At 70.1% G+C, this 19,719-nt stretch carries 21 protein-coding genes and 1 pseudogene; 11 read left to right on the top strand and 11 right to left on the bottom strand.

What is annotated here, in order from left to right; all coding sequences use genetic code 11:
* Positions 1–280 precede the first annotated feature (280 nt).
* Both ABZW18_RS11835 and ABZW18_RS11830 read right to left on the bottom strand, forming a co-directional pair.
* Positions 281–2,134, bottom strand: coding sequence for an alkaline phosphatase D family protein (locus ABZW18_RS11835; RefSeq protein WP_356185581.1), 1,854 nt, complete (start codon positions 2,132–2,134; stop codon positions 281–283).
* An 89-nt stretch (positions 2,135–2,223) separates the two neighbouring features.
* Entirely contained in the window at positions 2,224–2,895 is a 672-nt protein-coding gene (locus tag ABZW18_RS11830; RefSeq protein ID WP_356185578.1) for an HNH endonuclease family protein, read from the bottom strand.
* Positions 2,896–3,181: 286 nt separating this feature from the next.
* On the opposite strand from ABZW18_RS11830, the gene ABZW18_RS11825 reads away from it, so the two are divergent.
* Both ABZW18_RS11825 and ABZW18_RS11820 read left to right on the top strand, forming a co-directional pair.
* A complete protein-coding gene (locus tag ABZW18_RS11825; protein WP_356185640.1) occupies positions 3,182–3,961 on the top strand; it encodes an ABC transporter permease in 780 nt (259 codons plus the stop codon).
* Between the two features lie 293 nt (positions 3,962–4,254).
* The gene (locus ABZW18_RS11820; RefSeq protein WP_356185575.1) at positions 4,255–4,836 is read left to right on the top strand and encodes a TMEM165/GDT1 family protein; all 582 of its coding nucleotides are present in this window, start codon (positions 4,255–4,257) and stop codon (positions 4,834–4,836) included.
* Between the two features lie 239 nt (positions 4,837–5,075).
* Here the strand turns inward: ABZW18_RS11820 and ABZW18_RS11815 are convergent, their stop codons facing one another.
* Positions 5,076–5,762 (bottom strand): HAD-IA family hydrolase, encoded by a 687-nt coding sequence (locus tag ABZW18_RS11815; RefSeq protein ID WP_356185572.1) that lies wholly within the window; start codon positions 5,760–5,762, stop codon positions 5,076–5,078.
* 235 nt (positions 5,763–5,997) lie between these two features.
* On the opposite strand from ABZW18_RS11815, the gene ABZW18_RS11810 reads away from it, so the two are divergent.
* Positions 5,998–8,193, top strand: a complete 2,196-nt coding sequence (locus ABZW18_RS11810; RefSeq protein WP_356185569.1) for an MFS transporter — start codon at positions 5,998–6,000, stop codon at positions 8,191–8,193.
* Between the two features lie 160 nt (positions 8,194–8,353).
* Here the strand turns inward: ABZW18_RS11810 and ABZW18_RS11805 are convergent, their stop codons facing one another.
* On the bottom strand, positions 8,354–8,869 hold the full coding sequence (locus tag ABZW18_RS11805) for a GNAT family N-acetyltransferase (protein ID WP_356185566.1): 516 nt from the start codon (positions 8,867–8,869) through the stop codon (positions 8,354–8,356).
* Positions 8,870–8,875: 6 nt separating this feature from the next.
* Positions 8,876–9,229 (bottom strand): antibiotic biosynthesis monooxygenase, encoded by a 354-nt coding sequence (locus ABZW18_RS11800; protein WP_356185563.1) that lies wholly within the window; start codon positions 9,227–9,229, stop codon positions 8,876–8,878.
* Positions 9,230–9,480: 251 nt separating this feature from the next.
* Here ABZW18_RS11800 and ABZW18_RS11795 point away from each other — a divergent pair, with 251 nt between their 5' ends.
* Positions 9,481–11,508 (top strand): bifunctional glycosyltransferase 87/phosphatase PAP2 family protein, encoded by a 2,028-nt coding sequence (locus ABZW18_RS11795; protein ID WP_356185637.1) that lies wholly within the window; start codon positions 9,481–9,483, stop codon positions 11,506–11,508.
* Between the two features lie 55 nt (positions 11,509–11,563).
* Here ABZW18_RS11795 and ABZW18_RS11790 read toward each other — a convergent pair whose 3' ends face one another.
* A complete protein-coding gene (locus tag ABZW18_RS11790; RefSeq protein WP_356185560.1) occupies positions 11,564–12,100 on the bottom strand; it encodes a DUF5994 family protein in 537 nt (178 codons plus the stop codon).
* 624 nt (positions 12,101–12,724) lie between these two features.
* On the opposite strand from ABZW18_RS11790, the gene ABZW18_RS11785 reads away from it, so the two are divergent.
* From ABZW18_RS11785 to ABZW18_RS11775, 3 genes are all read left to right on the top strand, one after another.
* Positions 12,725–13,021, top strand: coding sequence for a hypothetical protein (locus ABZW18_RS11785; protein ID WP_356185557.1), 297 nt, complete (start codon positions 12,725–12,727; stop codon positions 13,019–13,021).
* A 77-nt stretch (positions 13,022–13,098) separates the two neighbouring features.
* Positions 13,099–13,374, top strand: a complete 276-nt coding sequence (locus tag ABZW18_RS11780; protein WP_356185554.1) for a hypothetical protein — start codon at positions 13,099–13,101, stop codon at positions 13,372–13,374.
* 169 nt (positions 13,375–13,543) lie between these two features.
* Entirely contained in the window at positions 13,544–13,816 is a 273-nt protein-coding gene (locus tag ABZW18_RS11775; protein WP_356185552.1) for a hypothetical protein, read from the top strand.
* 356 nt (positions 13,817–14,172) lie between these two features.
* On the opposite strand, the gene ABZW18_RS11770 is transcribed toward ABZW18_RS11775, so the two are convergent.
* On the bottom strand, positions 14,173–14,355 hold the full coding sequence (locus tag ABZW18_RS11770; protein WP_356185550.1) for a hypothetical protein: 183 nt from the start codon (positions 14,353–14,355) through the stop codon (positions 14,173–14,175).
* 157 nt (positions 14,356–14,512) lie between these two features.
* Complete coding sequence (locus ABZW18_RS11765) at positions 14,513–14,893, bottom strand: ATP-binding protein (RefSeq protein WP_356185635.1); 381 nt, start codon at positions 14,891–14,893, stop codon at positions 14,513–14,515.
* Positions 14,894–15,035: 142 nt separating this feature from the next.
* On the opposite strand from ABZW18_RS11765, the gene ABZW18_RS11760 reads away from it, so the two are divergent.
* Both ABZW18_RS11760 and ABZW18_RS11755 read left to right on the top strand, forming a co-directional pair.
* Positions 15,036–15,860, top strand: a complete 825-nt coding sequence (locus ABZW18_RS11760; RefSeq protein ID WP_356185547.1) for a helix-turn-helix transcriptional regulator — start codon at positions 15,036–15,038, stop codon at positions 15,858–15,860.
* Entirely contained in the window at positions 15,844–16,131 is a 288-nt protein-coding gene (locus tag ABZW18_RS11755; RefSeq protein WP_356185544.1) for a DUF397 domain-containing protein, read from the top strand. Before ABZW18_RS11760 ends, ABZW18_RS11755 begins: the two co-directional genes overlap by 17 nt.
* A 347-nt stretch (positions 16,132–16,478) precedes the next feature.
* Here the strand turns inward: ABZW18_RS11755 and ABZW18_RS11750 are convergent, their stop codons facing one another.
* On the bottom strand, positions 16,479–17,141 hold the full coding sequence (locus ABZW18_RS11750) for a helix-turn-helix domain-containing protein (protein WP_356185541.1): 663 nt from the start codon (positions 17,139–17,141) through the stop codon (positions 16,479–16,481).
* A gap of 86 nt (positions 17,142–17,227) precedes the next feature.
* Here ABZW18_RS11750 and ABZW18_RS11745 point away from each other — a divergent pair, with 86 nt between their 5' ends.
* Positions 17,228–17,671 (top strand): hypothetical protein, encoded by a 444-nt coding sequence (locus tag ABZW18_RS11745; RefSeq protein ID WP_356185538.1) that lies wholly within the window; start codon positions 17,228–17,230, stop codon positions 17,669–17,671.
* Between the two features lie 225 nt (positions 17,672–17,896).
* Here ABZW18_RS11745 and ABZW18_RS11740 read toward each other — a convergent pair whose 3' ends face one another.
* Positions 17,897–18,529 carry an HD domain-containing protein gene (locus tag ABZW18_RS11740; protein WP_356185535.1) on the bottom strand — a complete coding sequence of 211 codons (633 nt, stop codon included), beginning with the start codon at positions 18,527–18,529 and terminating at the stop codon, positions 17,897–17,899.
* A 267-nt stretch (positions 18,530–18,796) separates the two neighbouring features.
* Between ABZW18_RS11740 and ABZW18_RS11735 the strand changes: the two genes are divergently transcribed.
* Positions 18,797–19,237, top strand: coding sequence for a maleylpyruvate isomerase N-terminal domain-containing protein (locus ABZW18_RS11735; protein WP_356185533.1), 441 nt, complete (start codon positions 18,797–18,799; stop codon positions 19,235–19,237).
* A 50-nt stretch (positions 19,238–19,287) separates the two neighbouring features.
* Here the strand turns inward: ABZW18_RS11735 and ABZW18_RS11730 are convergent.
* Positions 19,288–19,587, bottom strand: a pseudogene (locus tag ABZW18_RS11730) (aminopeptidase); the annotation flags it as partial.
* Positions 19,588–19,719: the final 132 nt, after the last annotated feature.

Genomic DNA, 19,719 nt, shown 5'->3' with positions numbered 1-19,719 from the left:
GTGCGTCCGACCGCGGGCGCCTGACCATGTGCGACCGGTCATGCGGAGGCCCGCCCGACCAGGTGCGTCCGACCGCGGGCGCCTGACCATGTGCGGCCGGTCATGCGGAGGCCCGCCCGACCAGGTGCGTCCGACCGCGGGCGCCTGACCATGTGCGACCGGTCATGCGGAGGCCGCTGGACCACGTGCCCGCACCCGACCACTTGCCCCTGACGACGTGCTCCCGATCAGGCAGAGCCCTTGTCGCCCAGCGCTGACCCAAGGCCCGGCCGCCACATCCTCAGCCGGTTGTCGAACCGCCCGCAGTCGCACCGATGTCGGTGTCGAGGACCTCCGCCAGCCGCTCCTGCCCGTCGCGGTTCCGCCGCGCCTGGTCCAGGCGCAGACGCGCCCCGCGCCCGCGGAGGGTGAGCGTCATCAGCTGGTTGCCGAACCACGGCCCGCCCGTCCTGCGCCACTGGATCATCGGAGGCCCCTGCCGCGTGTGCCGTGCCAGCTTCCGTCCCAGCCACTGCCCGGCCCGGCTCCAGCCGAAGCGGAAGCCGAGTTTGATCGAGGCCGGGACCCTGTTGTGCACCGGTGAGCAGGTCAGCTGGAACGCCCGTGCGACCGGCTGCTCGTCGTCCGCCCACTTCGGCTCCGCGACGTACGCATGGTGCACATCCCCCGACAGCACGCACACCGTGGCCGGGGCGTTCGGTCCGCTGCCCGCCTCCGCGACCAGCGCACCGAGCGCGTCGAAGGACTGCGGGAAGGCCGCCCAGTGCTCCAGGTCGGCGCGCTGCCGCAGATCCTCGGCGAACCGCGCCCAGCGGGTCCCGCGCTCTCCCGCGCACAGCGCCGCGTTCCACCGCTCCACGTCGTGGATGAAGGGTGGCAGCAGCCACGGCAGCGAGGTGCCGATCAGCAGGTGGTCGTACGCCCCCGGCCCGTCCGCCGGCACCTGCTCGCGCAGCCAGGCCCACTCGCGCTCGTCGAGCATCGCCCGCCGACCCTCCTCCAGCACCCGCCCGGCCCGTGTGTCGAGCATCAGCAGCCGCACCCGCCCGAAGTCGCGGCGGTAGCTCCAGCGGGTGTACGAGGGGTCGGCGTCGGCACTGGCGGCGAACTCCCGTACGAGCGTGGTTCCGTCCTGCGCTGTCCGCACCTGTTTGAAGAGCGGGTCCGTGGCGAGCTCGGCGGGGGAGAGGTTGCCCAGGTGCTGGTACACCCAGTACGACATCAGCCCGGAGAGCACCCGCTCCTCCCACCACGGCGTGGCCCGGATCTTCTCCCGCCAGCTCTCGCTGGTGTTCCAGTCGTCGATCACATCGTGGTCGTCGAAGATCATGCAGCTGGGGACGGTGGAGAGCAGCCAGCGCACCTCGGGGTCGAGCCAGGACTCGTAGTACAGCCGGGTGTACTCCTCGAAGTCCGCGACCTGGTCTCCCGGCGGTTCGCTCAGGTCGCGGCGGGTCGAGAGCCACTGGCGCATCGCGGCCGAGGTCTCGTCGGCGTACACCTGGTCGCCCAGTAGCAGGAGTACGTCGGGCCGCTCGGCGTCGGGGTCGGCGGCGATACGGGCGGCGAGCAGATCCAGCGCGTCCGGGCCGACCGGGTCGGGGGCGGTGACTCTTCCGGCGGGGTACGGCTTCCCGTGCGTCTCCGGGTTCACCGGGTCGGGAGCGGATGTCCCACCGGCGCGGTGCGGGCGCCGGCCCGAGGGAGGCGCTGCCCAGCGGCAGGAGCCGAAGGCCACGCGCAGCGCGGGTTCGGACTCGTCCCCGGGAGCCGCGGCAGCCGCGGGAGCTCCGGGAACCGCACCGGGCCCAGGAACCGCATCCGCACCGGGAGCCGCAGGAGCCGAAAGCGTGCGGATCGTGCTGGGCGGGTGGCTGCTGTCGGGCAGCGGCCAGACCTCCTGGCCGTCGAGCCGAACGCGGTACGGGGTGCTGGTGCCCGGTCTCAGCCCGCGGACCGTGACCAGCGCGTAGTGATGCCCGGCGACCTGCCAGGTGCGCGCGACACCACCGGCCGCGCCCGAGCCGTCCTCGCAGACGACCTCGGCGTCGCACGGACGGCTCGTCTCGACCCATACCGTCGCGCTGTCCTCGTCCACATACCGCACCAGCGGTCCCAGAAGCAGTCCCGCCATCGGTGGCTGCCCTCCCTCCATCGCTCCGTACGGTACGGAACGACGGAGGGAAGTGGGGAGTTTCCTCCCCTGGGTTCTTCCGGAATTCGTCAGCAGCCGTTCAGGATGCCGCTGAGCGCCGACTTCTCGGCAGAGTCGACCTTGAGGCTGTACGAGTGCTTCACGGACACCCACATGCGGGCGTACATGCAGTGGTAGCTGCTGACCGACGGCAGCCATTCGGCCGGGTCCTGGTCCCCCTTGGACTGGTTGACGTTGTCCGTGACGGCGATCAGCTGGGCGCGGGTCAGGTCGTTGGCGAAGCCCTGGCGCTTGGCCGTGGTCCAGCTGTTGGCACCGGACTTCCACGCCTCGGACAGCGGGACGACGTGGTCGATGTCGACGTCGGCCGCGTTGTGCCAGGTCGCGCCGTCGTACGGGGAGAACCAGTCGCCGCTGACCGCCGCACAACTGGAATCCTGCTGGACGTTGGTGCCGTCGCGCTTGAGTACGACCTCACGGGTGTTGCAGGCACCGCTCTGGGTGATCCAGTGCGGGAACTTGTCACGGCTGTAGCCGTCCGAGGAGCCCTCGGCCTGCACCGTGAGCTGGCTCAGGTAGGTACGGGCGGTGGCGGCGCTCGGCGGGGTGGGCGGGGCGGCCTGGGCGGACGGGCCGCTCAGCAGCACGGAACCGGTCAGTGCGGACAGTCCGGCGATCATGCCTATTCGACGCGCGTAGATCTTGCGCCGCGCAGTAAGGGTGGTGTGCGAATGGGACATGCGAACTCCCTCTGGGTGGGGGGATGTTGGCCGCTGAAGCCTGGCCATCGTCGCGACGCCAGGTTTCTGGGGGGTGGGCGCCAGGTAACAGCGTGACGACATGCTCACGTCATATCAAGGGGTTTGCGCCTCGAGCGCCGCCGGTTCACACCCGAACGCCGTCCGGAATCGGTGCCGGTCCCAGAGCCGGAGGACCGCACGAGGTCCGCATGTGGTCCGCATGAGGATCACATAGGGTGACCGGGTGCACGCAGCCGCTGCCTCGCCGGTCGTCGCCCCCGCTCCGCTGCCGGCCGCCGCCGACACCCTCCTCCCGGTCGACGCCACGCTCGGCGTCGTACTCGCCGCGCTGCTCATCGCCGCGATGGGCGTCGCGGCTCTCGCCCGGCTCGCCGACGGCCACGGCCACGGCTACGCCCGCGCCATCGCCGTCGCCGGGCTCCGTGCCGCCGTCCAACTCGCCGCCGTCTCCTATGTCATCGGCTGGGTCGTGCGCGCCGTCCCGCTCCTGCTGTCCTTTATCGCGCTGATGTTCGCCGTCGCCGTACGCACCGCGGGTCGCCGTATCACCGGCAACCGCACCTGGTGGTGGGCGGCCGTCCCCATCGGCGCCGGAGCGTCCCCCGTCGTCGCGGCCCTGCTGCTGACCGGCCTCGTGCCGCTCAAGGGCATCGCGCTGATCCCGGTCACCGGAATCCTCATCGGCGGCGCACTCACCGCCACCGTGCTCGCCGGCCGCCGTGCGCTCGACGAGCTGCACTCCCGGTACGGGGAGGTAGAGGCCGCGCTCGCGCTGGGGCTGCTCGAACGGGAGGCGCGCCTGGAGGTCGCCCGGCCCGTCGCGTCCGACGCACTCATCCCCGGGCTCGACCAGACGCGGACGGTGGGGCTGGTCACCCTGCCCGGGGCGTTCGTCGGGATGCTGCTGGGCGGGGCGTCACCGGTGCAGGCGGGCGCGGTGCAGCTCTTCGTGCTGGTCGCGCTGATAGCGGTGCAGGCGGTGGCGGTCGCTTTGGTGCTCGAGCTGGTCGCGCGCGGACGTCTCCACCGGGTCGGAGCCGAGTGACGATCACGTACGCTGGACCGGCAGAAGGGGAGTAGCTCTTCGCCGGACCGTCGACATACTGCTCACCCGTCACCCGTCACCCGTCACCCGTCACCCGATCACTGTCACTGGCGGAGCGCTTCGTGCGCCGGGTCGATGGCTGGGCCGGCGCCCGGAGGCCGGTACGTCGCCGCGTACCGCGCCGGCGAGACCTTCGGCCGCAGTGTCCAGCCAGACGCTGCCGTGCCGAAGCGACCCCTGATTCACGCAGGTCTCTCGGTGGGGCAGTCCGACCGATCGAGGAAATCACCGCAGTGATCAGCATCAGCATCGCCGCAGTCGCGTTCGGCGTCGTCTTTCTCGCCGAACTGCCCGACAAGACCGCCCTCGCCGGGCTGATGCTCGGCACCCGCTACCGCGCCTCGTACGTCTTCGCGGGCGTCGCCGCCGCCTTCGCCGTGCACGTGGCGCTCGCCGTCGCGGCGGGCAGCGTCCTGACCCTGCTGCCGCACCGCCTGGTCCAGGCCGTGGTCGGTCTGCTCTTCCTCGCGGGCGCGGTGACGCTGCTGCTCAGGAGGGACGAGGGCGAGGAGGAGATACGGCAGCCCGCCGACCAGGGTTTCTGGAAGGTCTCGGGCGCCGGATTCATGCTGATCCTGGTCGCGGAGTTCGGCGACCTCACACAGATCATGACTGCCAACCTCGCTGCCCGCTACGACGACCCGGTGTCGGTCGGCCTGGGCGCGGTGCTGGCGCTGTGGGCTGTCGCCGGGATCGGCATCCTGGGCGGCCGCACACTCATGAAGTTCGTACCGCTGCGCCTGATCACCAGGGTCGCGGCCGTGGTGATGCTGGCGCTCGCGGGCTTCAGCCTGTACGAGGCAGTCGCGGCCTGACGGCCGAACTGTACGAGGCAGTCGCGGCCTGACGGCCGAACTGTACGAGGCAGTCGCGGCTGACGGCCGGTGAGCGCCACGAGCCCGATGGCGCGGCGGCAGCCGTCCCACCCCCGATCGGCGAGATCGGGGGGAGATGCGGCCGCGGGATGCGGGCAGCCGTGAACTGTCGTGCTGTGGCCGCCGCCGGGATGCGTGGAACGCGTACGTGAGCGGCGGCTGCGCGCGCCCTCGCTCGCTCAGCCTCGGCTCGGCAGGTGCAGCCGCAGGCCGCCGTCCGTGAGCGCTTCCACGCGGACGCCCTCCAGCGTCGGCACGTGCGCGGTCGGCCCGTGCGCGGCTGCTCGCGGCCCGACGCCCAGGACCCGCATACCGGCCGCCCGGCCCGCCGCGATACCGACCTCGGAGTCCTCGAGAACGATGCAGTCCCCGGGCCCGAAGCCCAGCTCCGCGGCGCCCTTGAGAAAGCCCTCCGGGTCCGGTTTGCCGGCGCCCACCCGCTCGGCCGTGACCCGTACCTCCGGAACCGGCAGCCCGGCGGCGCCCAGACGGGCCTGGGCGAGCGCCTCGTCCGCAGAGGTGACCAGCGCGTGCGGCAGCCCGGCGAGCGCTGCCATGAAGGCCGGTGCGCCCGGTACCGGCACGACGCCCTCGATGTCGGAGGTCTCCTGCTCGAGCATCCGCTTGTTGTCGGCGTGATTCAGCTCGGCCGCGCGCTCGGGGAGGATCACTGCCATGGTGGCGTGCCCCTGCCGTCCGTGGACGTGGCCCAGGACGTACTCCGGGTCCAGCCCCTGCTCCTCGGCCCAGCGGCGCCAGCAGCGCTCCACGACGGCGTCGGAGTTGACGATGGTGCCATCCATGTCGATCAGCAGAGCGCGGGCGGACAGAGCGGACGGAGCGGACAGAGGGGTATCGGCCGTCATCGGCATGCTCCAGAGCGCACGGGAGAGCGGGAAGAGGACAAAGGGCTCCGCCCGCCGGTCAGGGAATGCGGGCGGAACCACTTTGTTCCTACACGATACAAACGATCCCGGCCGAGGACCAGCCCCTCCGGAAATCCGTTGGCGCCGAAGGCGGACTCGGCAGGCCATAACGGGCCGAACCGACCAGGATGGATTGCGTACCACGGTGCGACAGCCCCATCTGAGGAGTCGATCCATGGCTCAGGACCCGAGCGCCCCGAGGGGATCCGCCCCGGAACCGGGCCGCGGAACCGGCGCCGACGCCGGAGCCGGGTCCGGCGCGGGTCCCGGAACAGGTTCCGGGACCGGCCCCCCCAGCGGCGCCCCGGAGGCCCGCCGGGAAAGCGACAGCACGACCGTAGCCCCGGGCGAGGACCGGCCGAAGAGCAGCGTCCTCGTCGCGATCGGCGCGCTCCTCCTCGGCATGCTGCTGGCCGCCCTCGACCAGACGATCGTCTCCACCGCGCTCCCCACCATCGTCAGTGACCTGGGCGGGCTCGAGCACATCTCCTGGGTCGTCACCGCCTACATGCTCGCCTCGACCGCGGGCACCCCCATCTGGGGCAAGCTCGGCGACCAGTACGGCCGCAAGCAGCTCTTCCAGGGCGCCATCGTCATCTTCCTCATCGGCTCCGCACTCTGCGGTATCGCCCAGAACATGCCCGAACTCATCGCCTTCCGCGCCCTCCAGGGCCTCGGCGGCGGCGGGCTGATGGTGCTGTCCATGGCGATCGTCGGCGACCTCGTGCCGCCCCGCGACCGCGGCCGCTACCAGGGTCTGTTCGGCGCGGTCTTCGGCGCGGCGAGCGTGCTCGGGCCGCTGCTCGGGGGCGTCTTCGTCGATCAGCTCAGCTGGCGCTGGGTCTTCTACATCAACCTGCCCATCGGCGTCGTCGCACTCCTCGTCATCGCCGCCGTACTGCACATCCCTGTTCGGCGGGTCCCGCGCACCATCGACTACGCCGGGACCTTCCTCATCGCCTCCGTGGCCACCTGCCTGGTCCTGATGGCCTCGCTCGGCGGCACCACCTGGGCCTGGGGCTCCTGGCAGATCGTCCTCCTGGGCGTCCTCGGCGTGGTGCTGCTCGTCGCCTTCATCGCCGTCGAGCGCAGGGCCGCCGAGCCCGTCCTGCCGCTGGGGCTGTTCCGGATACGGACCTTCGCGCTCTGCTCGGTCATCGGCTTCGTCGTCGGCTTCGCGCTGTTCGGCGCCCTGACCTATCTGCCGACCTTCCTGCAAGTCGTACAGGGTGTCTCGCCGACCCTCTCCGGGGTGCACATACTGCCGATGGTGGCCGGCCTGGTGGTCTCCTCCACCCTCTCCGGCCGGCTCGTCAGCCGTACGGGCCGCTGGAAGGTCTTCCCGATCGCCGGCACCGGCATCACGACCATCGGTCTCCTCCTGCTCCACCAGCTCGACGAGACCACCGGCAGCTGGGAGATGAGCGCCTACTTCGCGGTCTTCGGCTTCGGCCTCGGCCTGGTCATGCAGGTGCTGGTGCTCGTCGTGCAGAACTCCGTCCGCTACGAGAACCTCGGTGTGGCGACCTCCGGGGCGACCTTCTTCCGCTCCATCGGCGCGTCGTTCGGCGTCGCCATCCTCGGCACGATCTTCACCACACAGCTCGACGACAAGCTCGCCGAGGAACTGGCCGGCCGCAGACTGCCGCCGGGCGTGAGCGTTGACGCCCTGAAGTCCGACCCCCGCAACGTCGCCGACCTCCCCGCCGACCTCCAGCCCGCCGTCCTGCACGCCTATTCGGTGTCGATCACCGATGTCTTCCTCTACGCGGCCCCGGTCGTGCTCGTCGCCTTCGCCGTCGCCTGGTTCCTCAAGGAGGACCCGCTGCGCGCCTCGGTCACCACCCCCGACATCACCGAGACCCTCGCCAGCAACCCCGTCGAACGCTCCTCGCACGACGAGGTCGTCCGAGCCCTGTCCGTCCTCGGCAGCCGCGAGGGCCGCCGCGAGGTCTATCTCACGATCAGCCAGAAGGCCGGATACGACCTCAAGCCCGCGGCGAGCTGGCTGCTGCTGCGCATCAACCGCTACGGCTCCGCCGAGCCGGCCCTGCTCGCGGAGCGCAGCACCGTGCCCCTGGGCATCATCTCCGCCGCCGCCCGGCAGATCGAGGAGCGCGGGCTCGCCGTACGGACCGGGCTGCCCCTGGTGCTCACCGACAAGGGCCGGGAGGTGGCGGGGAGGCTCGCCCATGCGCGCGAGGAATCCCTGGCGGCGCTGCTGGGCGACTGGTGGGGCCCGGACCGGCCGACCGATCTGGTGGAGCTGGTCAAGGAGTTGAACGCCGAGATGTGCGGCTCGGACGAGGAGCGGCCGCACGACGGCGACCTGCCGCACACCCCCGGGCCGCACCGCCCGGACCACTACTGAGCACTGACGGACCGCACGGCCTGACGGACCGCACGGCCTGACGGACCGCACGGCCTGACGGACACCCGGCTGCCGCGTGAGGCCCGTTGCGGGCCGGCGGGTGCCCGGCGCCTCCGTACGTACGACCCGTCCCTCGCCCGCTGCCCCTACCCGCCGCCCGTCATTCCCCGCTGCCGCCGAGCTCCTTGCCGAACCAGACCTCGGCGTACCGGGAGCGGTTGTAGCGCGGGATCTCTCCGTAGCCGTGCTTGGCGTACAGGCCCCGTGCCTCGACCAGATCGAGACGGGTGTCGAGGACGATCCGCCGCGAGCCCAGCGCGCGTGCGGCCGCCTCCGCCGCGGTCAGCAGCCGCGATCCGCCGCCCAGCCCACGCAGCCCGGGCCGTACGAACATCCGGGTGAGCTCGGCCGTCGAGGCGTCCAGCACTCTCAGCCCCACGCACCCCGAGGCTTCGTCGCCGTACCGGGCCGCGAGGAACTCGCCGGTGGGCGGGGCGAGATCGTCGCTGGGATCGTCGGTGAGCCCCTGCTCGATCTCCGCCTCCGTCGTCGGCCGTCCGTAGTAGCGGTCGCTGACCTCCGTGTAGTACGTGCGCAACAGCTCGGCGGCGACGGCCGAGCCCACCGGCTCCCTGGCCACGGACCACGTCAGGCGACGGGTCAGGGTGTTCGTCATGCGCGATCAGCCCTGCTTGGGGGCTGCCTGCTGTACGACCTCGAACGACCACAGCGTCGAGCCGGACGCGGCAGGCTTCGGCCGCTCCCCGCCACCCTCTCCCGGGCCTTCTCCCTTGCCGGAACCGCCGCCCTGGTGCGCCGCCTTCATCGGGCCCTCCATCCACGCCTGGAACGCGGCCTCGTCGCGCCACCGCGTGTACACGAGGTAGGTGTCCGTGCCTTCGACCGGCCGCAGCAGCTCGAACCACTCGAAGCCGTCGGAGTTCTCCACCGACCCGGCCCGCGCGGCGAACCGCTTCTCCAGCACCTCGCGCTGCTCGTCGGGAACCGTCAGGACATTGATCTTCACAACACTCATGCCACCCATCCTGCCGTACCCCTCGAGGTGCGGAACTCCGCCACGCACCTTTAGTGTTCGAGCCAATACACAGCGGCAGTCAGGTGACAAACGGGTGTCCTGCGTCTGTCACAGGGATGCTTGGCGATCCGGGCGAAGATCGGGTCGAGAGTCGGTCGAACTTACGATCGGTCGAAGCGGAGGGGGAGCGGCGCGGCGTGGCGAATGCACAGAAGCGCGGACTGGCGGTGGCTCAGTTTCCGGAATCGCGCGTGGGGGTCGCATCGGGTGTCCTGTGGTTCCTCGCGATCCTGCTCGCCGCGCGCCAGGCAGTGGCCGTTCTGCAGCTGCCTCGCGACGAACGGCTGACGGACCTCGAGACCTGGACAGGACCGGGCGGCGTCCTGCGTGTGCCGGGCCCGCTGTACGAGGACGGCACGTTCACCGGGACACCGTTCGCCTGGCTCGTCCTCAAACCGCTCACCCGGGCGGCCGAGCAGGGTTTCGGCGTCTTCTGGACGTTCGGCACGCTGCTGCTCGTCGTGGGCCTCGGCTTCCTGGCAGCCCGCTTGCTGCCCGGCCCGGTATCCCGGCGCACCGCGCTGCTCGCCGCGCCCCTGGCGATCATCCTGCTGGTGGTCTCGCTCCCGGTCCGCAACACCTTCACCCTGGGACAGACCAGCATCCTGCCGGTCCTGCTCGTGCTGCTCGCCTTCCTGCCGCGGGTGTCCTCCCGCCGGTCGGGTGTGCTCATCGGCCTGGCCGCCGCGCTCCAGCCGACCGTACTGCTGTTCGTGCCGCTGCTGTGGTTGATGGGGCGTCGGCGGGTGGCGGCGATATCGGCCGGCGCCTTCGCGGGATGTTCGGCGCTCGCCTGGGCGCTGCTGCCGCACGACTCCGCGACGTACTGGGTGAACCACGTCGCAGGAGCGGGCCTCGGCCTGCCCGCGGACAGCCTCCACAACCAGTCCCTGCACGGCCTTCTTCTGCGACTCGGCCTCAGCGGCCTGCCCGAGCTCGCGCTCTTCGGCGTACTCGCGGGGACCGTCGCGGTCTTCGGCCTGCGGCGGGCCGCGCACTACGCGAAGGACGGACAGCTGCTGCTCGCCCTCGCGATGACCGGCTGCGTCGCCGTCGCGATCGCGCCGACCGCCTGGCTCCACCAGCAGCTGTGGATCCTGCTCGCCGTCGTGGGCCGGGTGGGCCGCCGCCAGGCCGACCGGAGAGTGTGGCCGGTCCTCGTCGTCATGGTGATGACCCTCAGCAGCGCCGCGATCGTGCCCACCACCAAGGGCATTCGTCTCATCGGAGAGAACGCGCCGCTGCTGGTCGCGATCGCCGCCGCCTGCGCCGTACCGTTCCTGTCCCGGACATCGCCGCACTGGGACCGCCCGGTCCCGACGGAGTACGGACAGCCGGCGCCCGCCCGCTACCGCTGGATTCCCCTGCTCCGCTTCCTGCGCAGGCCGCTCAGCCGCCCGAACCTGCTGCTGGAGCTACTGCTGATCCGCGTCTGCTACTGGGCCTATTCGTACGTACGCATCTCGGCGGCCGGTGCGCGCGGCGTCGCGGAGGAGCACGGCCGGCAGATCCTCGCCCTGGAGAGCGCGCTGCGCATCGATGTGGAGCACGCCTTCAACTCGGTGGTGGCGAAGCAGCCGTGGCTCGAGGTCACCCTCAATCTCGCCTACACAAATCTGCACTTCATGGTGCCCCTGGCGCTGCTGGGCTGGATGTACGCGCACCGGCCCGCGATGTTCCGGTGGACGCGGGCGGCGCTGGGCATCACCACCCTGCTCGCCCTGCTCTGCTTCTGGCTCTATCCGCTCGCGCCGCCGCGGCTGATGCCCGGCCTCGACTTCATCGACACGGTGAACGGGCCGCAGGACCTCAACAGCCCGGAATTCGGTGCGCTCACCGACGTCTCCAACCAGTACGCGGCGATGCCGTCGCTGCATGTGGGCTGGTCGCTGTGGTGTGCCATCGTGATCGCCCTGCTGGCACGGCCGCTGTGGCTGCGGGTCGCGGGATTCCTCTACCCGCTGCTGACGACGGTGGTGATCGTCGGCACCGCCAACCACTACCTGCTCGACGCGGTCGGCGGGTCCGTGGTGGTGGCGTGCGGCTTCGGACTGCAGTACGTGCTGATGGGCCGATCGAAGGAAGAGCAGGAACTCGCGGGCCCGCAGGAGCCGGAGGGCGCGGCGGGTTCGATGGACTCGAAGGAGCGGGACAAGAAGGGGACGGCCGGATCGGACGAGGCCTCAGCGAGCGAGAAGCCACAGGTCCCCGCGGGATGAGGCGGACGGGGCCACGTCCGGAACACGCCCCGGCGGTGGTGCCGTCCCCCGGGTTTCAGACCGGTTCGCCGCGTTCCTTCTCCGCATGCCGGTCGCCGGGGGGGCTCCCGTGCGGGGGAATGGAGCCCGTGTTGATGAGGATCTGCTCGGCCTGGGTGGTGTTGTCGGCCTGTACGGCCCGGGCCATCGCATCGTGGGCTGCTGACGGGGTGGCCTCCGGCGGGACCACGAGCAGCACGAAGTGATCCTCGTCGCCGCGGGTGATGAGAACCGTGTCGTCGCCGACCGGGAACGAGTGGATGTGTACGACGCGGCCATCGATGACCAGACGCCCAGGGAGTTCGTCCCAGGCGCTCGCGTCCAGGCCGACGCGCGTGATGGGGCCCAGATGCTCGGTCAAGGCCGTGATCAGGCCCGGCAGCTCGGCCCCGATGTCTCGGGAATGCGGCCACCATGCGCCATCGAGAATTCCCTGGCGGGTCGACGTCGTCTCCAGCCTCAACACGGCTGTCCCGGGTTCCACGAGGTGGTGCGGGTCCGGCAAGGAGTTGGGCGCGGGTGGGGTCACGGGTGGGGTGTCCGAGTCGACCATGATGTGCCGCCCGTCTGCGGGGCCTCGGCGACCTGGGGCCGCTCATTTGTCCGGGGTGGGGTCGGCGCGGCTGCCGACATGCAAAAAATCTCCAAGGCACATCCACGGTACTCCGAGGTGAGATCCTCCGGCCGTCGTCACATACGCGGAGCGCGATCGGCCAACGACGGAGACTGCCGGCGTGTGAAGGGCGAATCGGTTCCACGCTTCACGGCATGGCGTGCCCGACGAAACCATGGGCCTGCAAGGGCCCGGTCGGCCTCCGGCCGGGGTAGGCTCAAGGCACTGGGGACACTTCGTACACCGGCTTCCCTTGCAGGTGTCGTTCTCGGCGAGCAACAACACCGGGCAGATGAAAACGGGCCCGGGGGCAGGTCGGCCCGCGATGACCGCGACCTTCGAGCGCACACCGACAATGCATGATCGTGTCTCCTCGCCGACGGCCGCCCGTTTGTCCCTGAGACCAGCGGACGCAGCTCCGGATCTCCTGGACGGCGCCCGGTGGCCTCGTTCCCGCGATCTCCTCCTCGAGCTCGAGGAATGGTTGTCCGAAGGCGGGGCTTTGTCGTCATCCCTCGGGAATGCGGTCAGGCGCCCGAGCGGTGCCCAGGGGATGTGAGAACCGTGGAGAACCTCATCACCGTGGCAGTGATCCTCGCGACGATCGCTGCGGGAGTACTCCTGATTCACCTGCTGAACGCCCAGCACGCCGAGAGGATCGAGGCCTTCCGGTACAGCGACGTCCTGCCGACCCGCCGCGACCGGACCACGAAGCCTCGCCGCCGGCACCGAGGGGCGCCGGCCGGCGAGCTTCTCGGCCCGCACATCGGCACCTTTCGCCGCGACCACCACGACGCGGGCCTCGGTCGGCTTCGCCTGCTGCGACGCCGAATGCTGCGTACCCGGAATCGACGGGGGTGACCGACGGGGGTGACGCACTGACGTCGCCGCCGCATCAACCCGGACAGCCGCCGCACCTCCACAGACAGCGAGTCACTATGAATCCCGCGAAACCATTGCCTGCGCCCGGGCTCGCCGACGTCCGTATCGTCGCGGCGTCTCCCGAAGCCGCGCGCCAGGTCGCCGAAGCGCTCCGGCGCTGCTTCGCCAGCACTGAACAGCGCAGCTACCCCGCCGGCGACGACGGAAGCGGCACCCGACTCCACATCACCGTGGACACCGCTCACCACCCCGAGCCCTCAGAGTCGTTCCGGCCGTGGCTGGTCACCAGCGACTCGGTCGGCGGAGACCGTGCGCATACCCAGGAGGTCTGAGAGAAACGCGTCTCGGCACGAGGACACAGGACGAGTCAGTCGTCCGGACGGTGTTCGGTCCCGCGCCATCCCGGTCGATCTCCTGCTTTCCCGACTTCTCGAGTCGGTGCGGACCCTCAGACAGCCACGCGTTGAGCACGGGGAAAGGTCTTCTCAGAAGGTGACAGACATGGCATCTCTAGGCGAGCGGAAGGCGTACCGCGAGAAGATCATGCAGGTGCTGTACGAGGCCTCCGAAGGCAACCGTCTTCTGGGTATCACTGGGGCAAAGCTCCGCGACGACCTCGGGATCCCCGACGAGGACGTGGCCGCCGCCTGCACGTATCTGGTGGGCGAGGGCCTGATCACGGTCGACTGGGCGACGGGCAATACGCCTGCCATGGTCACGCTGACACACCAAGGAATCCTTCTCATGGAAGCCAAAGAGGAAAAGCAAGGTTGACGCAACGCTGGGGTCGCGTCCCGGCCTTCCGCGGGTGCCTCGTTTTCGTTTGTCGGCCATGAGGGATTGGTGGCGGCATGGCGGTAACGTTGAATGCGGGTTGGCGCACGCTCACGTGCAACGGCCCGGAAGGGGCGGCTCCGGCGTGAACACGCCGGGGCCGTTTTTGCAGCCCCCGCGAGATGTCATGGGGGGCGCAATGGCCCGTACCGCGGTGCGAGTCCTCATGGGGACTGAGTGCTCATAGGGACTGAGGCCGCATTGCGCTGCACGGATGGGCAGAAACGGATAGGCGGAAGGGGCCGGGTCCTCCCGGACGAGACCCAGAAGGCGAGCCGAGCCCACGCCGGGCAGCCTCAGATGCGGAAGATGTCGGTGAACCGCGTCAGCAGCTTCGGGCCTCCGGTGAGGCGGACGCTGCCGTCGGCGATCGCGTCGGCGGGGCTGATCTCGCGGGCCATCAGTGCTGTGATCGCGGGTCCGGTCTCGATGACGTGATCGGCGTCGGGCAGCGCGCGGGCGCGACGAAATGCGGACACGATGACATACGGGCGCGGTCGCGGGGCGCAATGAATTGGGGGCGGCGGGGGCCAAGCGGTGCCTGGCCTCCGCCGCCCCGCCGGATCGTCGCCATTTCAGGATCCGGCCAAGCGCGGTCCGCCGCCACTCGAACGGTTTACCGTTCATCCGGATGTGTCAGGACGGGGCAGGGGCCGCCGCGCTCACGCATTCGAACCAGACCGTCTTCCCGCCCTCGGGCGCGGCTGCGACGCCCCAGGTGTCCACCACCGCGGAGAGCAGCGCCAGCCCACGCCCGCTCTCGTCGTACGCGCCCGCCGTCTGGACGATCGGCCGACCGGGCTCCCCGTCGGCCACCTCGACCCGCAGCCCGTCCGGTCTACGGACCACCAGTACGGAGCACCGCCGGTCGGGAACGTGCCGGACGACGTTGGCGAGGAGTTCGGTGACGGCCAGCTCGGCGGCGTCCGCCAGCTCCGTCATGTCCCAGAGCCGGAGGTACGCCCGGACGATCCGGCGTACGTGGCCCGCGGAGTGGTCACCGACCGTAAAGCTCATCCGGTACTGGCGGGACGGACGAACGATGGGTGGCACCAGGTCAGTTGTCGATTTCACGCCACAATCGTCGAGTCCAATGGCTACGCTCGGCTACGGACTGAATACAACCCGCCGCGATGGCGGGTTGGGCGAGGGGACACCTGTGGCAAACATCCGTGACCTGGATCCGAGCGCATCCCCACTGGACTACTACGGCGCCGAGTTGCGCCGCTTCCGCGAGGCCGCCGGCCTCAACCAGCAGCAGCTCGGGGCGATCATCTTCTGTACGGGCTCGCTGGTCGGCCAGATCGAGACCGCGCGTAAGCTCCCGACCCGCGAGTTCACCCAGCGCGTGGACGCGGCGCTGGGGACGGACGGGGCGCTGATGCGGCTGCTGAAGCTGGTGCTGCGCAGCCAGCTGCCGCCGTGGTTCCAGCCGTACGCGGAGATGGAGGCGAGAGCCAGCCATATCTACAGCTTCCAGGCGCAGTTGGTGCACGGTCTGCTCCAGACCGAGGAGTACGCGCGTGCGGTGCTCGGCGTGCTGCACCAGGACCGGTTGGACGACCGGGTGGCGGCCCGTACGGAGCGCCAGCGCATCCTGGAACGGGAGAACCCGCCGCTGGCGTGGGTGGTGCTGAGCGAGGCGGTGCTGCACCAGGTCATCGGCGGCACAGAGGTGATGCGGAATCAACTGGCCCGCTTGTTGGACTTCCGGGACCGGGAGTGGGTGCAGATCCAGGTGCTGCCGTTCGAGGCAGGGGCGCATGGCGGACTGAAGGGCTCGTTCACCATTCTCCGCTTCGACGACGACCCGGACATCGTCTACAGCGAGAGCTATGAGAGCGGCCATATGTCGGCCAATCCGGTAGAGGCCAAGGCTCGTTCGCTCCGTTACGATCACTTGCAAGCCGCCGCACTGTCCGTGGAGGACTCGGCGAAGTTGATCGCCCGTGTGATGGAGGAACGTTATGGGGAGCAGCCCTGAACTGACCGGCGCGCAGTGGCGTAAGTCCAGCTACAGCGGAGATGACGGCGGCGAGTGTGTGGAGTGCGCGCCCATCGGCGGTGCGCAGTGGCGTAAGTCCAGCTACAGCGCGGACACCGGCGGCCAGTGCGTCGAAATCGCCGCCGTACCCTGCTCCGTCGCCATCCGCGACTCCAAGGACCCCGACGGCCCCGCCCTCAGCTTCACACCCGCCGCCTTCGCCGATTTCGTCTCCGCTGCCGCAGCTGGCGGGTTCCGCGCAGCGGAGTAAGTCCGTCCGTATCCGGCCGATCGTGGGGCCGGATCGGATGGCGAACTGCCCTGTCTCGCAGTCGTGGTCCACCATTCCGGACGCCGCTGGATGGGCCGACCTCCACGTCAGCGCTCGCGCGTCCGCGGAAGACGCCATCGCGGCCTTCGGCCCCCGCGAACGGCCGCAGCACCTCCGCAGACCCCCCGCTGTCCGACAGTGATCGGCGGGCGGGTCGTACGCGGCCACGCCGGTCACCCTGGGATCTCCAACTCTGCTGTGAGGCTGCTCGGTTGAGCGCCGGGGTTCTTGTGGCGTGCCCCGAGGGCTCCTGGTGGCGCACACCGACGGCCTGCCGTCGTCTCCGCTTACGCGGCCTGCTCCAGGCGGACGCAGCAGTGGCCGGGGGTGGGGGCGAGGCGGGCGTGGAGACCGGTGTCGTGGAGACCGTCGAGGAGGCCGCGCAGCAGGTGAAGGTTCATGCCACAGACCGTCTCGGTGTGCTCGCGGGACAGCGTGTGGAACGGGCAGTTGGCGAGGACGATGGCGTCGCCGTCGGACTGCGGTTCGAAGCCGTACCGCTCCAGTAGGTCGAGAACAGGCGCTCCACCGTCCGTGGCCATCTGCTCGCCCAGTTCGTGGGCCTTCCTGTGCAGGGCTGCGCGGGCGGGCTCGCCAGTGGCTTCCGACTCCTCCAACGCCTGCGCGAGGAGCCGTCCGGCGATGTCGTAACGGCGTTCCGGGAGGCTGACGGTGACCTGCTTCGCCGAGCGCCGGTAGAGCTTGGCGGGTCGCCCCGCGCCGGGGCCGCTCCGCCCGCTGCGCCGCTCGTAACGGACCTCGAGCAGGGATTCCTCGGCCAGTCGGTCCAGGTGGAACGCGGCGGTCTGCCGCGCGAGCCCCAGTGCCTCGGCCGCGTCGTCGCGGCTGACAGCTTCCGGCTGGCGCGCCACATGGTCGTACAGCCGTCGGCGGGTGGGCTCGTCGAGGGCGGCGACGGCGGAGAGGTCTGCGTCTTTGGGCTGGTCCACGACTCAAGTGTAAAACCCATCGCCGTTGACGAAAGAGAGACCTCGCTTCTATTGTTGAAGAAAGTTGTTGATAGAAGGAGGATGTCATGTCCGCGAGCACAACCGCGCCGTCCGCCCCGCCCCGGCGGGCCGCGCTCTCCGACCCCGGCTACCAGGCGTTTCTCGCGCTGCGGACGGTGTTCACGGTGGCGCCGATCCTGTTCGGCCTGGACAAGTTCGCGAACCTGCTCGTGGACTGGCCCGGCTACCTGGCGCCGTGGATCGACGGCATCGTTCCGGGTACTGCGCAGCAGGCCATGTACGGGGTCGGCGTGATCGAGGTGGTGGCGGGCGTCGTCGTCGCGCTGGCGCCGAGGTTCGGTGGCTGGCTGGTCGCCGGGTGGCTGGCGGGGATCATCCTCAACCTGCTGACCATTCCCGGCTACTACGACATCGCGCTGCGCGACTTCGGTCTGCTGGTCGCGGCGGTGGCACTGGCGAGGCTCGCCGTCCGGTACGCAGGCCCGGCAGGCAGAGACGAGACAGAGTGAAGTAGCTGGATCGGCGGCTGGTGCCACGGCCGGAGGCCGGAGCATCGGCCCGACGCCGGGCAGCGCGGCACCGCCTTCTTGTGGTGCACGTACACGTGGTGCACGACCGGCCCCGAGTCCCTAGCCCCTATCCCCGAGTCCCCGCCCGGCCGCGGCGGCGGGGCGGGGACTCCGGAGCGGAGTCGGCTGGTTGGTCCGGCGAACAATCCAAGCCCGCCAAGCCCGTTACCGGGATTGCGCACCCGGACTGTCGAGGGCCAGGTGACGGAACTCGCCGCACCAGGACGCGTACCACTGGCGGAACCACGGATGAGACTGAGCGAGCGGGACGATGGAGCGCACCGTCTCCGCGTAGTACGAACAGCGTTTCTCCGGCCGGGGGTGCGAGTCCAGGCGCTGCACATTGCTCAGCCGATCGGCCAGCTTGACCAGAAGCGCATCAGCCGGGGCGTTTTGCAGCCGGGCGAGATAAGCCGTGCGCGCCTCCGCAGGCGCCAGGCCGTCCGTATGCGGGGGCTTGGTCACCCAGTCGACCAACACCGCAACCGGGTCACCGAAGTGCTTCCGTACTTCGTCCAGGGAGCACTCGGTGTCCTCGACCACGTCATGCAGGACAGCCGCTCGCAACACGTCGATGTCGGTCGTTCCGACCGCCTCCGCCAGGACGCACACGACCTCGAGCAGGTGCTCGACGTACGGCTCACCCGCCGGCCGAACCTGGCCCGCATGCCAACGCACCGCGAAGTCGACCGCCTCGTCCATCAGGACCAGCTCGTCCGTGGGAAGGCGCCTCGTCAACCGCTCACGCAGGACAGCCCAACCGGCCTTCGCCTCGAACGTCTGAAGTGCGGCAACCATGCTTCCGCCCCTCCCTCTCCCAGGTTCGCTTCTTCGTCGTGCGCACGGACCGGCCGAGCAGCTCCGCGGACCGGCCGAGCAGCTCCATGGACTGGCCGAGCACCCGTACGGACTTGCCGACCAGCAGCGCGGGCCGACTTGGGCAGCAGCGCGGGCCGACTCGACCAGGACGGTACCGCGTACTCCGCTCCGCACTCCGCACTCCGGGCGGCGGCGCGACCACTCCTCGGGCCGTGCTGTTCAGTGGTGCGGTCTACCGTGTCGCTCATGACAGGCCTTGGCTACGACCAGCACTGTGCCGAAATCGTCGTGCAGACGGACCTGCTGAGGTCCTGCATCAAGGGCGCGGACCTGACGGTCCCCGTACCGTCCTGCCCGGGTTGGAACCTCTGGCAGCTACTGCGTCATCTCGGCGGCGCGCACCGTTGGGTCGAGCTGATCGTACGGACCCGGGCGACGCAGCCTCCCTCCGACGAACAGGTCCGCGACCTCTCCCGCTACACCGACCAGGATCCCGCCGTACTCGACGCATGGCTCGCCGAGGGCGCTGCGCAACTGGCCGACACGCTGCGCGCCGCCGGGCCCGAGGCCGAGGTGTGGACCCCGCTTCCTGCCGCGGAGGGAGGACCGGCGTTCTTCGCCCGCCGCATGGCGCACGAGACGGTGATCCACCGGGCTGACGCGGCCCTGGCGGTCGGCGCGGAGTAAATGGCCTTGAACGCTTGGATCAGGCGGTGATGGTCACTCGCCGCCTGCCAGATGTCCAGCTTCGACCAGTCCACAGGACCGGGGCGGGACGTGCCGAAAAACCGCTGCTCGGTGGATATCTGGTTGCCGTCGACCAGTTCCTCCGGCTCGGAGCGGTAGTTGGGATCCGTGCCGAGGGCATAGCCGGTGGTGTACAGCACCATCGGCTGTCGGGTCGACTTGTGCAGCAGCGTCAGCCGCTGCTTGAAGGAACCGCCGTTTCGGTGATGACGGTGGTCAACGGGCTGACGGTAACTCAGTTCGAAGTAGCGGTAACCGGGTGCCGCGGGCTTCTCGTCGAGCACGTGCATGCCGGGAATGGCTTCGTCCCGGCTTCGGATATCGCCATCGGGGCGCTGGGCCACGGCCGGCGTCATCCCCGAGACCAGCATCCCCATCAGCAATAGCAGTGTGAACAGATGCCGGGAACCGCGGGCGCGGGA

The organism is Streptomyces sp. NPDC004647 (assembly GCF_040609575.1).
In the GTDB taxonomy this organism is placed as follows: domain Bacteria; phylum Actinomycetota; class Actinomycetes; order Streptomycetales; family Streptomycetaceae; genus Streptomyces.
This window is presented reverse-complemented; position numbering and strand designations above follow the sequence as displayed.

Excerpts from the sequence above, each read along its gene's own strand:
- ABZW18_RS11745 (WP_356185538.1), top strand. The coding sequence starts at position 17,228 with ATGTCCGCGAGCACAACCGCGCCGTCCGCCCCGCCCCGGCGGGCCGCG.
- ABZW18_RS11830 (WP_356185578.1), bottom strand. The coding sequence starts at position 2,895 with ATGTCCCATTCGCACACCACCCTTACTGCGCGGCGCAAGATCTACGCG.
- ABZW18_RS11805 (WP_356185566.1), bottom strand. The coding sequence starts at position 8,869 with ATGACGAACACCCTGACCCGTCGCCTGACGTGGTCCGTGGCCAGGGAG.
- ABZW18_RS11735 (WP_356185533.1), top strand. The coding sequence starts at position 18,797 with ATGACAGGCCTTGGCTACGACCAGCACTGTGCCGAAATCGTCGTGCAG.
- ABZW18_RS11775 (WP_356185552.1), top strand. The coding sequence starts at position 13,544 with ATGGCATCTCTAGGCGAGCGGAAGGCGTACCGCGAGAAGATCATGCAG.
- ABZW18_RS11800 (WP_356185563.1), bottom strand. The coding sequence starts at position 9,229 with ATGAGTGTTGTGAAGATCAATGTCCTGACGGTTCCCGACGAGCAGCGC.
- ABZW18_RS11815 (WP_356185572.1), bottom strand. The coding sequence starts at position 5,762 with ATGACGGCCGATACCCCTCTGTCCGCTCCGTCCGCTCTGTCCGCCCGC.
- ABZW18_RS11740 (WP_356185535.1), bottom strand. The coding sequence starts at position 18,529 with ATGGTTGCCGCACTTCAGACGTTCGAGGCGAAGGCCGGTTGGGCTGTC.
- ABZW18_RS11780 (WP_356185554.1), top strand. The coding sequence starts at position 13,099 with ATGAATCCCGCGAAACCATTGCCTGCGCCCGGGCTCGCCGACGTCCGT.
- ABZW18_RS11835 (WP_356185581.1), bottom strand. The coding sequence starts at position 2,134 with ATGGCGGGACTGCTTCTGGGACCGCTGGTGCGGTATGTGGACGAGGAC.
- ABZW18_RS11790 (WP_356185560.1), bottom strand. The coding sequence starts at position 12,100 with ATGGTCGACTCGGACACCCCACCCGTGACCCCACCCGCGCCCAACTCC.
- ABZW18_RS11810 (WP_356185569.1), top strand. The coding sequence starts at position 5,998 with ATGGCTCAGGACCCGAGCGCCCCGAGGGGATCCGCCCCGGAACCGGGC.
- ABZW18_RS11765 (WP_356185635.1), bottom strand. The coding sequence starts at position 14,893 with ATGAGCTTTACGGTCGGTGACCACTCCGCGGGCCACGTACGCCGGATC.
- ABZW18_RS11755 (WP_356185544.1), top strand. The coding sequence starts at position 15,844 with ATGGGGAGCAGCCCTGAACTGACCGGCGCGCAGTGGCGTAAGTCCAGC.